Raw genomic sequence first — 15,147 nt, 5'->3', positions numbered from 1 at the left:
TTACATGGTCTCGGCGAACAGCTCACGCCCGATCAGCATGCGGCGAATCTCCGACGTGCCGGCACCAATCTCATACAGCTTGGCATCGCGCCACAGGCGGCCCAGCGGGTACTCGTTGATATAGCCATTGCCGCCGAAGATCTGCACGCCTTCGCCGGCCATCCAGGTGGCCTTCTCGGCCGTCCACAGGATCACCGATGCGCAGTCCTTGCGGACCTGGCGCACATGCTCGGCGCCCAACAGGTCGAGGTTCTTTGCCACGGTGTACGCGAACGAGCGACCGGCCTGCAGCACGGTGTACATGTCCGCGACCTTGCCCTGGATCAGCTGGAATTCGCCGATGCTCTGGCCGAACTGCTTGCGATCGTGGATGTAGGGAATCACGTTGTCCATCACGCTTTGCATGATCCCGAGCGGCCCGCCGGTCAGCACGGCGCGCTCATAGTCCAGGCCCGACATCAGCACCTTGGCCCCGCCGTTCACTGCGCCCAGCACATTCTCGGCTGGCACTTCCACGTCCTGGAACACCAGCTCGCCGGTGTGGCTGCCGCGCATGCCCAGCTTGTCGAGCTTTTGCGCGATGCTGAAACCGCGCATCCCGCGCTCGATCAGGAAGGCCGTGACGCCGCGAGCACCCAGCTCGGGCTCGCTCTTGGCATAGACCACCAGGGTGTCGGCATCCGGGCCGTTGGTGATCCACATCTTGCTGCCGTTGAGCAGGTAGTAGCCGCCCTTGTCTTCGGCCTTGAGCTTCATGCTCAGGACGTCGGAGCCGGCACCGGGCTCGCTCATCGCCAGCGCGCCGACATGCTCGCCGCTGATCAGCTTGGGCAGGTATTTCCTGCGCTGGGCGTCGGTGCCGTTGCGCTTGATCTGGTTGACACAGAGATTGCTGTGCGCGCCGTAGGACAGGCCCACCGAGGCCGAGGCGCGGCTGATCTCTTCCATCGCCACCATATGGGCCAGGTAGCCCATGTTCGCGCCGCCATATTCCTCACCGACGGTGATGCCCAGCACGCCGAGGTCGCCCATCTTGCGCCACAGGTCCATGGGGAACTGGTCGGAGCGGTCGATCTCGGCCGCGCGGGGCGCAATCTCGGCCTCGGCAAAGGCGCGCACCGCATCGCGCAGCGCGTCGATGTCCTCGCCAAGTTGGAAATTCAGGCCGGGCAAGTTGCTCATGGTTTGTCTCCTGATAGCGGCGTCCATCGTAAGACGCTTCGTTGACTTACGTTTACGTAAACGTAAATTGTAATCACGACGCCGGCCCCGCCGGCAACAGCCGTTTGACCAGTGGATGGGCCACCTTCTTCTCGGTGGCAATGGCGAAGAACTGCTCTTCGACACCATCACAGGCCCCCACCCGCTGCAAGGCGTACCGCGCCGTCAGCTTGTCATGAACCAGTTCGGCGGCCGGGAATACACCCAGTCCACCGGCGCCAAAGGTTGCAAGCAGGGCGCTGTCCTCGAACTCGCCCGCCACATGCGGCTTGATGCCATGGCGGTCAAACCAGGCGTCAAGCCGGCCACGCAGCGCCGCGTGCTGAGTCGGCAACAGCACCGGTACGCGAGCGAGCGAGTCCGGAAAGTCCAGGCTCGCGAGGCTTGCAAGTTCCTGCGATGCGTACCAGGCCACCGCTGAATTGCCCATCGCGTGGCTGTAGACCTTCAGGTTCCGATTGGCCGGGGCCGGCCGGTCCGCCAACACCACGTCCAGCCGGTGCAGGGCCAGGTCCCCGAGCAGGCTCTCGAAGCGATCTTCGTGGCACAGCAGCCGCAGGTGCGGCTCATGGGTCACCGGCAGCAGCAGCCGGCGGACCGCCAGCTTCGGCAATCCATTCGAAATGCCGACCGCCAGGCGCAGCCGTGGTGCGCTGGCCGCATCCCGTACAGCCATGGGCAGCTGCTCGCCCAGTTGGAAGATGAGTTCAGCCTGCTTCAGCGCCGCCTGCCCGGCGTCGGTGAGCGTGAGGCCGCGGCCGGCGGGCCTGAGCAGGCTGGCCCCAAGGGCGCGTTCCAGTTCGCGCACCTGGGCACTGATGGTCTGCACGGCCATGCCCAGACGTTCGGCGGCCTTGGATACGCCGCCCTCCTTGGCCACCACCCAGAAATAGTAGAGATGCCGGTAGCTGAAGCTCAAACTCATTTCGCTTTTTACGAATTTTCGTTCATTGATTCTCTGCTTTTTATTGCCAAGCCAGCCACCTAGAGTGCAGGCCGTTACGCAACCTTTGAATGGAGCACGCCATGCGCAGCTACCCTCCCAACAGCCCGAAGGCCGCCGCACGACTGGTGGCCCTGACCATGCTTGCGGACGGCCATGTCAGCCGGATCGAGGCCCAGACACTGGAACGCCTGGGACTGCCAAAGGCCTTCGGCCTGAGCGTCGAGGACCTCAGCGCGGTACTGCAGGGGCTCTGCGAAGACCTGCTGTGCAGCAGTCAGGGCGACTGGTGCCGGCCGGTGGTCGACGCCGCGCTGATCAACGGATTGCTCGCTGAGGTCACCGACCCGGGCCTGCGTGCCACGGTGCTGCGCGCCTGCGTTGCCGTGGCCGAGGCCGACGAGGAGCTGGCCGACGGCGAATGCGTGGTGCTGATGCAGGCGATTCAGCAGTGGCGCGTCGGCACGGTGCCGAGCCTGAAAGCCCACCCGGCCTGAGCGCCGTCCCGCACACGCCCTACCCCCTTCATCGCTGCAAGAGCTGCTCCATGACCCACTTGCCCGAACTCCTTCAGCTCCCTGTGCTGGGCCAAGCCCTGTGGCTGTGGCTGGTCTTCGCCGCCACGGTCACCACCCTGCTGGCCCTGGACCTGGGCGTGCTGCACCGTACCGACCGGGAAATCGGCATCCGCGAAAGCCTCTGGCTGTCGGCCGGGTACATCAGCGTGGGCCTGGCCTTCGGCGCCTGGCTGTGGTGGCAGCTCGGACCGCAAAGCGGCATGGAGTACCTCACCGGCTTCGTGATCGAGAAGTCGCTGTCGATGGACAACGTCTTCGTGATCGCATTGATCTTCGGCTTCTTCGCCGTGCCGCGTCAGTACCAGCACCGGGTGCTGTTCTGGGGCATCCTCGGCGTGATCGTCTTGCGCGCCCTGATGATCGGGATGGGCGCCGCCCTGGTGTCCGAGTTCAGCTGGGTGCTCTACCTGTTCGGCGCCTTCCTGGTCGTCACCGGCCTGAAGATGCTCTGGATGAGCAGCGAGCCCACCAGCGATCTGGCAAACAACCCCGCTTTGCGCTTGTTGCGCCGCCTGATGCGCGTCACGCCCCAATTGCACGGCAACGCCTTCTTCGTGCGCCAGGCCGCCGTGCCAGGTGGCCCCAGGGTGCTGTGGGCCACACCCTTGTTCCTGGCCCTGTGCATGGTCGAGTTCGCCGACCTGGTGTTTGCCGTGGACTCGGTGCCGGCCATCTTCGCCATCACCACCGACCCTTTCATCGTCTACACGAGCAATATCTTCGCCATCCTCGGCCTGCGGGCGCTGTACTTCGCGCTCTCGGCCCTGATTCATCGCTTCCGCTACCTCAAGTACGCGCTGGCGCTGGTGCTGGTATTCATTGGCTCCAAGATCTTCCTGGTGGGCATCGTGGGCAAGATTCCGCCCTCGATCAGCCTCTCGGTCACCGCAGCACTGATTGCGGGCGGCGTGTTGTTTTCGCTCTGGAAAACGCGGCCGGGCGTCGCAGCCGGTTCATGAGGAGGCACCAGCACGCTCGCTGTGCCGCTCGTGTCCGCCGCAGCGCCGACCCTTGACAAGCACAGCGGCTGCGGCAAGTGCCGCGGCTCAGAGAAAGCGTTCCAGGACTTTCTTCGACGCGCGGTCCAGCGCGAATCGGTCCGGCAGGATGAACTGCAGGCCGTGGCTGCTGGTGATCAGCAGCCGGCCTTCGCCCAGGCGGCGGATGTCTTCCTCGGTCTTCAGGATGAACTGGGTCTCGCCACGGTCGGTCTCAATCGTCCATTGGCTGGGTGTCGAGAAGGTCGAGACGCCGACAATGCGCAGCACCGTGGGCATGAAGTCGCGGCTGGCGAATTCGGCCTGCAGGAGCTCGCGTTCCTGCTCGGGCAGGTTCGAGAGGCGGTCGATCCAGGCCAGCTCATGGCCATCGGTGCCGATGATGGACAGGCCTTCATCCGGCGCCGAAATCGGATGCGCCCGCACCGGCACCACGCCCTGGTGCTCGACTCCCTGCTCGTCCACCAGCACCAGGCGGCCGAAGGCATTGCGGTTCAGCGATTGGTACTTGCCCGGCGTGCTCATAGGGCCTCCGTCGTCGTGTGGGCGTTCGGGTTGGGAATGGCGACGGCCTCGGCATCCTCGGCGTCCACACGACGAGCCTGCGCCTCGTACAGCCGCCAGTAGGCGCCCTTTTTATCCATCAGCTCGTCGTGCGGGCCGACCTCGACCACCTGGCCGCGGTCCATCACCACGAGGCGATCTGCCTTGCGCAAGGTGGAAAGCCGGTGGGCGATGGCAATCGTCGTGCGGCCCTTCACCAGGTTGTCCAGTGCCCTCTGGATTTCCTTCTCGGTCTCGGTGTCGACCGAGGAGGTGGCCTCGTCGAGAATCAGGATGCGCGGATTGATCAGCAAGGCGCGGGCAATCGAGATGCGCTGGCGTTCACCGCCAGAGAGGCCCTGGCCGCGCTCGCCCACCAGCGAGTCGTAGCCCTGCGGCAGGCGCAGGATGAACTCATGGGCATGCGCCGCACGGGCCGCGGCAACGATCTCCTCGCGCGTGGCCTCGGGTTTGCCGTAGGCGATGTTCTCGGCAATCGTGCCGAAGAACAGGAAGGGCTCCTGCAGCACCAGGCCGATGTGGCGGCGGAAATCGGCCACGCCGATGCGGCGCAGGTCCACGCCGTCTACCCGGATGCCGCCTTCGGTCACGTCGTAGAAGCGGCAGATCAGGTTGACGAGCGTGCTCTTGCCCGAGCCGCTGTGGCCCACGAGGCCGATCATCTCGCCCGGCTTGATCTCGAGCGACAGGCCGCGGATCACGGCGCGGTTGCCGTAGCGGAAGCCGATGTCGTCGATCTGGATGCCGCCTTCGATCTTCGGCAACTTCACCGGATTGGCCGGCTCGGGCACGTTCGATTGATGGTCGAGGATGTCGAAGATGCGCTTGGCGCCGGCCGCAGCCTTCTGCGTGACCGAGACGATGCGGCTCATCGAATCCATGCGGCCATAGAAGCGGCCGATGTAGGCGATGAAGGCGGTCAGCACGCCGACCGTGATGTCGCCCTTGGCTACCAGCGAAATGCCGAAGGCCCAGACGACCAGCAGGCCGATTTCGGTCAGCAGCGAGACGGTCGGCGAGAACAGGCTCCAGGTCTTGTTCAGCTTGTCGTTCACCGCCAGGTTGTGGGCATTGGCGGCACGAAAGCGCTGAGCCTCGCGCTTCTCCTGTGCAAAGGCCTTGACCACGCGCACGCCGGGAATGGTGTCGGCCAGCACGCTGGTGACTTCGCCCCAGACCCGGTCGATCTTCTCGAAGCCGGTGCGCAGTCGGTCGCGCACCAGATGGATCATCCAGGCAATGAAAGGCAGGGGCAGCAAGGTGGCCAGGGCCAGCCAGGGGTTGATCGAGAACAGGATCAGCGCCGTCATGCCCAGCATCAGCACGTCGGTGATGAAGTCCAGCGCATGCAGGGACAGGAACACGCTGATGCGGTCGGTTTCTGAGCCGATGCGGCTCATCAGGTCCCCGGTGCGCTTGCTGCCGAAATACTCCAGCGACAGCGACAGCAGATGCTCGAAGGTGGCCGTGCGCAGGTCGGCCGCAATGCGCTCCGACACCAGGGCCAGGATGTAGGTCTTGGCCCAGCCGAGCAGCCAGGACACCAGGCCGGCACCGAACAGCCCGCCCAGGTACATCCCGACCAGCCAGGGGTCGATCTGCTGGCCGTTCTGGAACGGGATCAGCACCTTGTCCATCAAGGGCATGCTCAGGTAGGGCGCCACCAGCGTCGCCCCCGTCGAACCCAGCATCAGGGCGAAACCGAGCGCCAGCTGCCCTTGATAGGGCCTGGCAAAGCGCCAGAGGCGCAAGAGCACCCAGGTGGACGGCGGCGTATGCAGCTCGCGGGCGCAGGTGGGGCACTCTTCGCTCTCGGGCGGCAGGGGCGCCTTGCAGCTGGGACAGAACTCCACGTCCTCGGCGGCGTCGCGCGCGCCCTCATCGCGGCGCTCGAACAGTTCCTGCCAGCGCTGCGCCTGCAGGTTCATTTGCAGGGTGAAGCGCCAGACGGCCAGGCGCTGCCGGCCATCCACCAGCTCCAGGCTGCCGACGCCGGCGTGGTCGGAAATCCGCATCGAGAGCTGCGGGCTCAGCGTCCATTCGCTCCATGCCTTGTCGGCCGGGTCCCAGGCCAGCAGACGATGGCTGGTCAGCACCAACAGGCCACGGGCGAAGTGCAGCCTGGAGTCAAGGTCAACCTCCAGCTCGCCGACGACGTTCTCGTCCGACATGAGCCGCGCCTTCAGGGCAGACCACTCCGGATGTACTGGGTCCGGCGCGACTTCAGGATGTTGATGCTGCATTGTTTGTTCTGCCAACTGGGCCTTTTCAGGCCCTATTCGCCAGTTCGGCGCTTGTTGTAATTAAGCGGATTTTGACCGATGCCGGCTGCCTGCCACAAAAGTTCCGGCAGCGGCAGTCCGCAAAGAAGCGCGCACAATGGTGCCCTGAGCTCCCGAAAGCCCCCGAACCAGCCCTCGCCCTCCATGAGCAGACACGACGACATCAAGCTTTTGCGCGTCAACTATTTGCGCGGCCCGAACATGTGGACCTACCGCCCGGTGCTTGAAACCTGGCTGGACCTGGGGGCCCTCGAGGACTACCCAAGCAACAAGGTTCCCGGCTTCACAGACCGGCTGACCGCCGCGCTGCCGGCCCTGGCCGAGCACCATTGCGGCGTCGGCGAGCGCGGCGGCTTCCTGCAGCGCCTGGTCGAAGGCACCTGGATGGGCCATGTCCTGGAACATGTGGTGATCGAGCTGCTGAATCTGGCCAGCATGCCTACCGGCTTTGGTCAGACCCGCTCCACCTCGCAGCACGGCGTGTACCGCATGGTGTTCCGGGCCCGCGACGAGCAGGTCGCCCGCCAGGCCCTGGCCGAGGGCCACGCCCTCTTGATGGCGGTGATCAATGATGAGCCCACCGACGTGGCCGCCGCGGTCGAGCGGGTGCGCGACAAGGTCGACGACTGCTACCTCGGCCCCTCCACTGCTGCGATCGTCGCGGCAGCGACCGATCGCCGCATTCCGCACATCCGCTTGAACGACGGCAATCTGGTGCAACTGGGCCATGGCGCCCGCCAGCGCCGCATCTGGACCGCCGAGACCGACATGACCAGCGCCATCGCCGAAGGCATTGCGCGCGACAAGGACCTCACAAAGGACCTGCTCAAGGCCGTTGGTGTGCCGGTACCGGCCGGCAGCGTGGTCAAGAACGCGGACGAGGCCTGGGAAGCCGCCGACGACCTGGGCCTGCCCGTGGTGGTCAAGCCGTCGGATGGCAATCACGGCCGCGGCGTCACGCTCGACCTGAAGAAGCGCGAGGACATTGCAGCCGCCTTCGAAGTGGCCGAACGGCATGGCTCCGAGGTGCTCGTCGAGCGCTACATCCCCGGCAACGAGCACCGCCTGCTGGTGGTCGGCGGCCAGGTGGTGGCAGCCGCCCGCGGCGACGAGGCCTGGGTCACCGGCGACGGCAAGCACACGGTCGAAGAACTCGTGGAGCTGCAAATCAACAGCGACCCGCGCCGTGGCACGACCGAAGAGTTTCCACTCAACCGTCTCGACATCGCCGAAGACGCCGTCATCCAGCTGGACCTGCAGCGCCAGGGCCTGTCCGCCACCGCCGTGCCAGCCGCCGGCCAGCGCGTACTGATCCAGCGCAACGGCAATGTAGCCATCGACTGCACCGACGAGATGCACCCTGACGTGGCCTTCCAGGTCTCGCTGGCGGCCCGCACCATCGGCCTCGACATCGCCGGCGTCGACCTGGTCACCAGCGATATTTCCAAGCCGCTGCACGAGACGGGCGGCGCCATCGTCGAGGTCAACGCAGGCCCTGGCCTGCTGATGCACCTGAAGCCGGCTGCAGGCAACCCACAGCCCGTGGGTCAGGCCATCATCGACCACCTGTTCACGTCCGACGAAACCGGCCGCATCCCCATCGTCGGCATCACCGCATCGACAGGCGGCAACAACATCGCCCGCCTGGTCGCCTGGCTCCTGCATCTGAACGGCCGCCACGTGGGCCTGTCCTGCAGTGACGGCCTCTTCCTCGGCAACCGTCGTGTCGAGCACAGGCGCGGTGCGCGCTGGGAGGCGGCGCACCGCCTCTTGATGAACCGTGGCGTCGATGCCGTCGTGGCCGAGAGCAATGCCGGCGTGATCTTGCAGGACGGCCTGGCGTACGACCGCTGCGCCGTCGGTGTGGTCTGCGACATGGGCGGCCTGGGCACGCTGGACGATCACGACATCCGCACGGAAGACCAGCTCTTCAAGGTCCTGCGCACGCAGGTGGACGTGGTGCTGTCCGACGGCGTTGCCGTGCTGAACGCCGCCGAGCCCCGCCTGGTTGAAATGGCCGAGCTGAGCGATGGCGAAGTGCTGTTCTATGCGCTGGACGGCAGCAATGCCGCCATCACCGCGCACCGCGCCAAGGGTGGCCGTGCCGTGTTCCTGCGAAGCGGCGCCGCCGTGCTGGCCCAGGGCCAGGGCGAGACAGCGGGCGCCAATATCGACGCCCTGCTCCAGCGATTTGCTGCCGCAGGCATCGCCACCGATGCGCAGACGCTGCTGGCAGCCGTTGCCGCCGCCTGGGCGCTGCATATCTCGCCCGAACTGATCTCCGCCGGGGCCGACACCTTCGTGCCCGCGCTGACCCACTGATTGCTAAGCCGAGTACCGACAGCATGGAAGTCTCCCGCACCCGCGCCCTGCGTGGCCCCAATATGTGGAGCCGTCACACCGCCATTGAAGCGGTGGTCAGTTGCTCCGGCCCCGATCTCGCCATCGCCGACCAGCCCGGCTTCGAAGCCAGGCTGCGCGCGCTGTTCCCAGGCATCGGCCCTTTGCGGCCCAAGCAGTCGCTGGCCCATGTGCTGGAGCAGGCCACGCTGGCGCTGCAGGCGCAAGCCGGCTGCCCGGTCACGTTCAGCCACACACACTCCACGTCCGAGCCCGGCACTTTCCAGGTCGTTGTCGAGTACAGCGAGGAAGACGTCGGCCGCATGGCATTCAAGGCCGCTTGCGAATTGATGGAAGCGGCGCGCAACGGCGGCAGCTTCGATGCTGACGCCACGCTGGCCCAGCTGCGCGAGCTGGACGAAGACGTGCGCCTGGGTCCCTCGACCGGGTCCATCGTCGACGCGGCCGTCGCTCGTGGCGTGCCCTTCCGCCGCCTGACGCAAGGCAGTCTGGTGCAGTTCGGCTGGGGCGCCAAGCAGCGGCGCATCTGGGCGGCCGAAGTCGATGCGACCTCGGCAGTGTCCGAATCCATCGCGCAAGACAAGGACCTCTGCAAGCGCCTTCTGCAATCGGCCGGCGTGCCCGTGCCCATCGGCAGCCCGGTCGACTCGGTGGACGAAGCCTGGCAAGTGGCGCTGGACATCGGCCTGCCGGTCGTGGTCAAGCCGCAGGACGGCAACCAGGGCAAGGGCGTGACGGTGAACGTCGTGACCCGCGAGCACATGGAAGTCGCCTACAAGGCCGCAGACGAAATCGGCCATGTGATGGTCGAGAAGTTCCTGCCCGGTTCCGACTACCGCCTGCTGGTGGTGGGTGACAAGCTGGTGGCTGCGGCCCGCCGCGACCCGCCGCACGTGATCGGCGACGGCAGCCTGACGGTCAAGCAGCTGGTCGACAAGGTCAACGCCGACCCCAAGCGGGGTGACGGCCACGCCACCTCTCTCACCAAGATCCGGTTCGACGACATCGCCGTGGCCCGCCTCGAGCTGCAGGGCCTGACGCCGGAATCGGTGCCCGAGAAGGGCCGCCGCGTCATCCTGCGCAACAACGCCAATCTGTCCACCGGCGGCACCGCCACCGACGTGACCGACGACGTGCATCCCGACGTGGCGGCGCGCGCAGTCGCTGCCGCACAAGTGGTGGGCCTGCATGTCTGCGGCGTCGACGTGGTGGCCGAGAGCGTTCACCAGCCGCTGGAAGAAGTGAACGGCGGCATCGTCGAGGTCAATGCCGCACCCGGCCTGCGCATGCACCTGAGCCCCAGCTATGGCAAGGGCCGCAATGTCGGCGAGGCCATCATTTCGCACCTCTACGGCCACGCCACGGCCAAGGGTGAAGACGGCCGCATTCCGGTCGTCGCCGTCACCGGTACGAATGGCAAGACCACCACCAGCCGCCTGATCGCTCACCTGTTCAGCACGCTGGGCCTGCGCGTGGGCATGACCAACACCGATGGCGTCTACGTCGACGGCCGCCAGATCGACAGCGGCGACTGCTCCGGCCCGAAGAGCGCCCGCAATGTGCTGATGCATCCGGACGTGGAAGCCGCGGTGTTCGAAACCGCCCGCGGCGGCGTGCTGCGCGAGGGCCTGGGGTTCGACCGCTGCCAGGTCGCCGTCGTCACCAACCTCGGTGCCGGTGATCACCTGGGCATGAACTTCCTCAACACCGTCGACGAGCTGGCCCTGGTCAAGCGCGTGATCGTGCAGAACGTGGCGCCGAATGGCTATGCCGTCTTGAACGCGGCCGATCCGGTGGTGGCCAATATGGCCGGCGTCTGCCCGGGCCAGATCATCTTCTTCGCCGCTGATCGCCACCATCCGCTGATGGCCCAACACCGCTCGCAGGGCAAGCGCTGCGTCTACATCGACGGCGACCAGCTCGTGGCTGCTCAAGGCGCCTGGCGGGAGACGATTCCGCTGCGCGAGATTCCGATCACCCGCAACGGCGCCATCGGCTTCCAGGTCGAGAACGCGATGGCCTCGGTGGCTGCCGCCTGGGGCGTGGGCATCGATTGGGACACCATCCGCCGCGGTGTCGCCAGCTTCGCGAATGACGCCGACAACGCGCCCGGCCGCTTCAATGTCATGGACTTCCGTGGCGCCACCGTGATTGCCGACTACGGCCACAACGGCGATGCGATGACTGCACTGGTGGCAGCCGTCGAAGCCTTGCCGGCCACGCGCCGCTCGGTCGTGATCTCGGGTGCCGGCGACCGCCGCGACGAGGACATCACGATCCAGACGCAGATCCTCGGCAAGGCCTTCGACGAAGTGATCCTGTACCAGGACGCCTGCCAGCGCGGCCGCGAGGACGGCGAGGTGCTGGCCCTGCTGCGCCGCGGCCTGGAAGGCGCCACGCGCACGCGCGAGATCGAGGAGATCCAGGGCGAGTTCGTTGCCATCGACCGCGCGCTCGACAAACTCCAGCCCGGCGAGCTGTGCCTGGTGCTGGTCGACCAGGTCGAGGAAGCACTGGCGCACCTGGCCGAGCGGGTCAAGAACGGCTAGCGGTACTTGGCCAGGATGCGCTGTATGCCACCCTCGGCCTGCAGCTCGGCAATGGCCTTGTCCAGTTCGGCGAGGCTGACCGTGCTGTGGCGCGACAGCGCGCACTGGCTCTGGTAGCTGGAGATCACCAGGGGCGCATGCAGGTCCAGCTTGTAGCCCCCCAGGCGCATCTGGTATTCGAACTGCAATCGGCCGACGATGGCATGCTGCATGCGACCCAGGCTGAGCTTGCGCAAATTGGCACCGGCATCCGGCGCCTCCTCGCGTACGAAGCCGGTGCCCAACTGCTGCTGCATCTCGGGATAGACGAAACCAAGCACGGTGCCGATGCGCTGACCCGCAAGTTCGGCCAGCTTGCGCGGAGCCGGCACCGTGCGACCACTCAGCAGCCACTGCTCATCGGGCAGGAAGGGGCGACTCCAGGCGGTCACGCCCGGCAACCATTGCGGCAGATAGCCGCAGATCAGATCGGCCTGCTGACCATGCAGCAGCTCATCGATGACGCGCTTGCGCGGGAGCACTCGAAAGTTCGCCTCACGGCCGAGCTTCCCAGCCAAGGCCTGCCCGACATCGAAGTGAATGCCGCCCACCAGGTAGCCCCGTTCGAAGCGCCCCTGTGGCATCTCGGTGCTGTTGTCGACCAGCACATGCAGCGGCGCCCGCGCATGCGCCAGCGCAGCGCACAGCAGCGCCACCGCCTGCACGACAAGCCAACGACATCGGGCCAGTTTCATTGAATTACATCCGCACAATCGGCCTCATGTGCGCATCCTAAGGTAGCGCCTCCACCGCAGACTGACATGTCTCAAATCCAACCACGCCTTGTATCGCTCGCCTGGCCACTATTTCTCGAACTGTGCCTCGGCATCGCGGTGGGCATGCTCGGCACGGCGCTGGCGGCGCGCCTCTCGGACACCGGCGGCGCGGCATTCGCCCTGGCCAACCATGTGGTGGGCATGCTGTTCATCCTGTTCCGCATCATCGGCGCCGGCGTCAGCGTGGTGATCACGCAAAGCCTGGGCGGCCGCCGCCGCGACCAGGCCGATGCCCTGGCCCGCGCCGCGCTCGGCGCCAGCACCTGGATGGGCCTTTTCATCGCGGCGCTGGCCTCGCTGGGCGCCGAGCCGCTCCTGCACCTGCTCAACGCGCCGGCCGAGGTCATACCGCTGGCGCTGCCCCTCTTGCTCGCCCTGGCGCCAGCCCTGCCTCTGGATGCCTGGAACGCCTCGTTGGCCAGCGTGATGCGAGCCCATTTGCGCACCCGCGACACGCTGGCCGTGATCGTCTGCATGCATGCGAGCCATCTGCTGCTGGCCTGGCTGCTGATGCCGCGCATCGGCCTGCCCGGCTTTGCGCTGGCCATGGGGCTGAGCCGCTTGCTGGGCATCGTGCTGCATCTGTGGCTGTGGCGTGCCCGGCTGAATCTGTGGCCGCGCTGGGGCAACTGGTGGCGGCTGCCGCGCGCCGAGCTGGCCGCCATCCTCCACATCGGCCTGCCAGGTGCGGCCGAGAACATCGCGTATCGATTGGCCTTCATGGTCAGCGTCGCGGTGGCTGGCAAGCTTGGCGCCACGGCATTGGCCACGCAGGCTTACACGCAGCAATTGATGTACTTCGTGCTGTTGGCCGGCCTGGCCACCGGCTTTGCGGCCGAGATCGTGGTGGGGCACATGATCGGCGCCGGCAAGCTGCACCAGGCCGACAAGCTGGTGCGCAAGGCCATGGGTCGCGGGCTGCTGCTCAGCTTCTCCGTTGCGCTGTCAGCGGCGCTGGCCGCGCCCTGGCTGTTGCGCATGTTCACCAACGAGCCCGAGATCATCGCCACCGGCTGCACCTTGATGTGGATCACGGTGATCCTGGAGCCGGGCCGCACCTTCAACCTCGTGGTGATCAATGCCTTGCGCGCCGCCGGTGATGCCCGCTATCCGGTGATGGCGGGTGCGAGCTCGATGATCCTTGTGCTGGCAGGCGGCACCTGGCTGCTGGGCCTGCACTGGGGTCTGGTCGGCGTGTGGATTGCGTATGCCCTGGATGAATGGGTGCGCGGCCTCCTGATGTGGCGACGCTGGGCGCGGCTCGACTGGGTGCCGCATGCACGGGCAACGCACAGGCGGCTGCGACGCCAGTAGAAACACCCTGGCTGCCGGCCAGCCAAACCGTATGCTGGGCTGGTCATGACCGTCGCATGAGATCGATGTCGAGCCCGATAGAAGAAATCCGCCTGCGCCTCCTGCGCTCGGCACTGCTCGTCATGCTGATAGGCAGCCTGGCCTTTGCTGTCAGCCTGCTGTCCCTGGGCCACATGCCGAGCAGCCGGCTGCTGGGGCCCGGGCTCATCGCCCTGCTCAGTGCCTACTGCCTGATTCATCTGCATCGGCGCCAGCCGGAGCAAACGCTGGCCGTGCTGGCCTGTGGTGGCTGGGCCATCGCCACCGTGATGGGCTATCGCACCGAGGGCGTGCGCACACCCATCCTGCTCGCCTATCCGATGATCGTGATCTTCGCCGGCTGGCTGCTCGGTGCCCGCTGGGCCAAGGGCTTTGCCGCCGCTTCGGCGCTGGCCCTGATGGGCATGGCCGGCGGCGAGATGCTGGGCTGGTTGAAGCCGATGGCGCCCATCCATCCGGTCTCCCTGATGGTGGCGCAATGCCTGATCCTGGCCGTGGCCACGACGCTGACCCTGAACCTGCTGCGCGTGTTCCAGGAGCGCATGGACGAGGCGCTGCGCCTGGGCCGCCTGGCCGAGCAGAACCTGGCCACGGCACGTACCCGTGAGCTGGAACTGCAGCGCCTGGTGGAGGCCATGCCCTCCCTGATCTGCCAGTTTGATGCCGATTTGCGCTGCGTGCTGGCAAACCCGCATTTCACGCGCTTCTTCGGCGTGGCGACCGAGGAGCTGCCCGGCCGCCCCTTGGAGAGCGTGTTTGGCAGCGCCGCCTTTGAAGACCAGCGCAGCTGTTTTCAGCGCGCATTGGCCGGTGAAAGCCTGCGCAGCCAGGCCCGCTTCGGTGTTGGCGAAGGGCCGAGCGAGCATGTGTTCGAGGTCGCACTGGTGCCGCGGCGCCTGGAAGGCCGCTCGGACGGCGGCTATGCCCTGCTGCACGACGTGACCGAGCGCGAGCGCAGCGCCGAGCGCCTGCGCCAGATGGTCAGCCAGGACGCACTGACCGGCATCGGCAACCGCACCCACCTGATGGACCGCCTGGGCCTGGCGCTCAAGCGCAGCGCGCGCCGGCCCCAATGCTTTGCGCTGATGATGCTGGACCTGGATGGCTTCAAGCAGATCAACGACGCCCATGGTCATGAGCGCGGCGACCAGCTCTTGCAGAGAGTCGCCCGCACGCTGGCCGACACGCTGCGCGCCGACGACACCGTGGCCCGCCTGGGCGGCGACGAGTTCGTGCTGCTGGTCGAAACGCTACGTGGCACCGAGGACGCGACGTTGATCGCAGCCAAGGTGGTGGAGCGCATCGCTGCGCTGTCCACCCCCGATGCACCGATCAGTGCGAGCCTCGGCCTGGCCCTGCATCCGCAACACGGTGATCTGGCAGAAGACCTGATACGCCGCGCCGATGCCGCGCTCTACCGCGCCAAGGCGACTGGACGCAATCAGTGGCGCCTGGCCGAGTAACTGGCCAAAGCACTTGCTGC

At 66.5% G+C, this 15,147-nt stretch carries 11 protein-coding genes; 6 read left to right on the top strand and 5 right to left on the bottom strand.

Annotated features, from left to right (window positions below; translation table 11 throughout):
- Together ABT392_RS00870 and ABT392_RS00865 are read right to left on the bottom strand one after the other, a co-directional pair.
- On the bottom strand, positions 1–1,182 hold the full coding sequence (locus tag ABT392_RS00870) for an isovaleryl-CoA dehydrogenase (protein WP_395384360.1): 1,182 nt from the start codon (positions 1,180–1,182) through the stop codon (positions 1–3).
- 73 nt (positions 1,183–1,255) lie between these two features.
- Positions 1,256–2,146 carry a LysR family transcriptional regulator gene (locus ABT392_RS00865; RefSeq protein ID WP_395384361.1) on the bottom strand — a complete coding sequence of 297 codons (891 nt, stop codon included), beginning with the start codon at positions 2,144–2,146 and terminating at the stop codon, positions 1,256–1,258.
- Between the two features lie 101 nt (positions 2,147–2,247).
- Here ABT392_RS00865 and ABT392_RS00860 point away from each other — a divergent pair, with 101 nt between their 5' ends.
- Together ABT392_RS00860 and ABT392_RS00855 are read left to right on the top strand one after the other, a co-directional pair.
- The gene (locus tag ABT392_RS00860; protein ID WP_395384362.1) at positions 2,248–2,661 is read left to right on the top strand and encodes a TerB family tellurite resistance protein; all 414 of its coding nucleotides are present in this window, start codon (positions 2,248–2,250) and stop codon (positions 2,659–2,661) included.
- 50 nt (positions 2,662–2,711) lie between these two features.
- Positions 2,712–3,701 (top strand): TerC family protein, encoded by a 990-nt coding sequence (locus tag ABT392_RS00855; protein ID WP_334279178.1) that lies wholly within the window; start codon positions 2,712–2,714, stop codon positions 3,699–3,701.
- Positions 3,702–3,788: 87 nt separating this feature from the next.
- On the opposite strand, the gene ABT392_RS00850 is transcribed toward ABT392_RS00855, so the two are convergent.
- Together ABT392_RS00850 and ABT392_RS00845 are read right to left on the bottom strand one after the other, a co-directional pair.
- Complete coding sequence (locus ABT392_RS00850; RefSeq protein ID WP_334279179.1) at positions 3,789–4,265, bottom strand: cyanophycin metabolism-associated DUF1854 family protein; 477 nt, start codon at positions 4,263–4,265, stop codon at positions 3,789–3,791.
- A complete protein-coding gene (locus ABT392_RS00845) occupies positions 4,262–6,547 on the bottom strand; it encodes a cyanophycin metabolism-associated ABC transporter (protein ID WP_395384363.1) in 2,286 nt (761 codons plus the stop codon). Before ABT392_RS00845 ends, ABT392_RS00850 begins: the two co-directional genes overlap by 4 nt.
- A 183-nt stretch (positions 6,548–6,730) precedes the next feature.
- On the opposite strand from ABT392_RS00845, the gene ABT392_RS00840 reads away from it, so the two are divergent.
- Together ABT392_RS00840 and cphA are read left to right on the top strand one after the other, a co-directional pair.
- The gene (locus tag ABT392_RS00840; RefSeq protein ID WP_395384364.1) at positions 6,731–8,908 is read left to right on the top strand and encodes a cyanophycin synthetase; all 2,178 of its coding nucleotides are present in this window, start codon (positions 6,731–6,733) and stop codon (positions 8,906–8,908) included.
- A 23-nt stretch (positions 8,909–8,931) separates the two neighbouring features.
- Positions 8,932–11,496 carry a cyanophycin synthetase gene (gene cphA / locus ABT392_RS00835; RefSeq protein ID WP_395384366.1) on the top strand — a complete coding sequence of 855 codons (2,565 nt, stop codon included), beginning with the start codon at positions 8,932–8,934 and terminating at the stop codon, positions 11,494–11,496.
- On the opposite strand, the gene ABT392_RS00830 is transcribed toward cphA, so the two are convergent.
- Entirely contained in the window at positions 11,493–12,230 is a 738-nt protein-coding gene (locus ABT392_RS00830) for a substrate-binding periplasmic protein (RefSeq protein WP_395384367.1), read from the bottom strand. The genes cphA and ABT392_RS00830 overlap by 4 nt on opposite strands.
- Positions 12,231–12,296: 66 nt before the next feature.
- Here ABT392_RS00830 and ABT392_RS00825 point away from each other — a divergent pair, with 66 nt between their 5' ends.
- Positions 12,297–13,625, top strand: a complete 1,329-nt coding sequence (locus tag ABT392_RS00825; protein WP_395384368.1) for an MATE family efflux transporter — start codon at positions 12,297–12,299, stop codon at positions 13,623–13,625.
- 56 nt (positions 13,626–13,681) lie between these two features.
- Positions 13,682–15,127, top strand: coding sequence for a diguanylate cyclase domain-containing protein (locus ABT392_RS00820; protein ID WP_395384369.1), 1,446 nt, complete (start codon positions 13,682–13,684; stop codon positions 15,125–15,127).
- The last annotated feature ends 20 nt before the right edge of the window (positions 15,128–15,147 follow it).

This window comes from Paucibacter sp. JuS9, assembly GCF_044043925.2.
In the GTDB taxonomy this organism is placed as follows: domain Bacteria; phylum Pseudomonadota; class Gammaproteobacteria; order Burkholderiales; family Burkholderiaceae_C; genus JAUASW01.
This window is presented reverse-complemented; position numbering and strand designations above follow the sequence as displayed.

What these genes read in the sequence shown, in the direction of transcription:
- ABT392_RS00855 (WP_334279178.1), top strand. Translation starts at nt 2,712, where the DNA reads ATGACCCACTTGCCCGAACTCCTTCAGCTCCCTGTGCTGGGCCAAGCC.
- ABT392_RS00830 (WP_395384367.1), bottom strand. Translation starts at nt 12,230, where the DNA reads ATGAAACTGGCCCGATGTCGTTGGCTTGTCGTGCAGGCGGTGGCGCTG.
- ABT392_RS00820 (WP_395384369.1), top strand. Translation starts at nt 13,682, where the DNA reads ATGAGATCGATGTCGAGCCCGATAGAAGAAATCCGCCTGCGCCTCCTG.
- ABT392_RS00860 (WP_395384362.1), top strand. Translation starts at nt 2,248, where the DNA reads ATGCGCAGCTACCCTCCCAACAGCCCGAAGGCCGCCGCACGACTGGTG.
- ABT392_RS00870 (WP_395384360.1), bottom strand. Translation starts at nt 1,182, where the DNA reads ATGAGCAACTTGCCCGGCCTGAATTTCCAACTTGGCGAGGACATCGAC.
- cphA (WP_395384366.1), top strand. Translation starts at nt 8,932, where the DNA reads ATGGAAGTCTCCCGCACCCGCGCCCTGCGTGGCCCCAATATGTGGAGC.
- ABT392_RS00825 (WP_395384368.1), top strand. Translation starts at nt 12,297, where the DNA reads ATGTCTCAAATCCAACCACGCCTTGTATCGCTCGCCTGGCCACTATTT.
- ABT392_RS00865 (WP_395384361.1), bottom strand. Translation starts at nt 2,146, where the DNA reads ATGAGTTTGAGCTTCAGCTACCGGCATCTCTACTATTTCTGGGTGGTG.
- ABT392_RS00850 (WP_334279179.1), bottom strand. Translation starts at nt 4,265, where the DNA reads ATGAGCACGCCGGGCAAGTACCAATCGCTGAACCGCAATGCCTTCGGC.
- ABT392_RS00840 (WP_395384364.1), top strand. Translation starts at nt 6,731, where the DNA reads ATGAGCAGACACGACGACATCAAGCTTTTGCGCGTCAACTATTTGCGC.
- ABT392_RS00845 (WP_395384363.1), bottom strand. Translation starts at nt 6,547, where the DNA reads ATGCAGCATCAACATCCTGAAGTCGCGCCGGACCCAGTACATCCGGAG.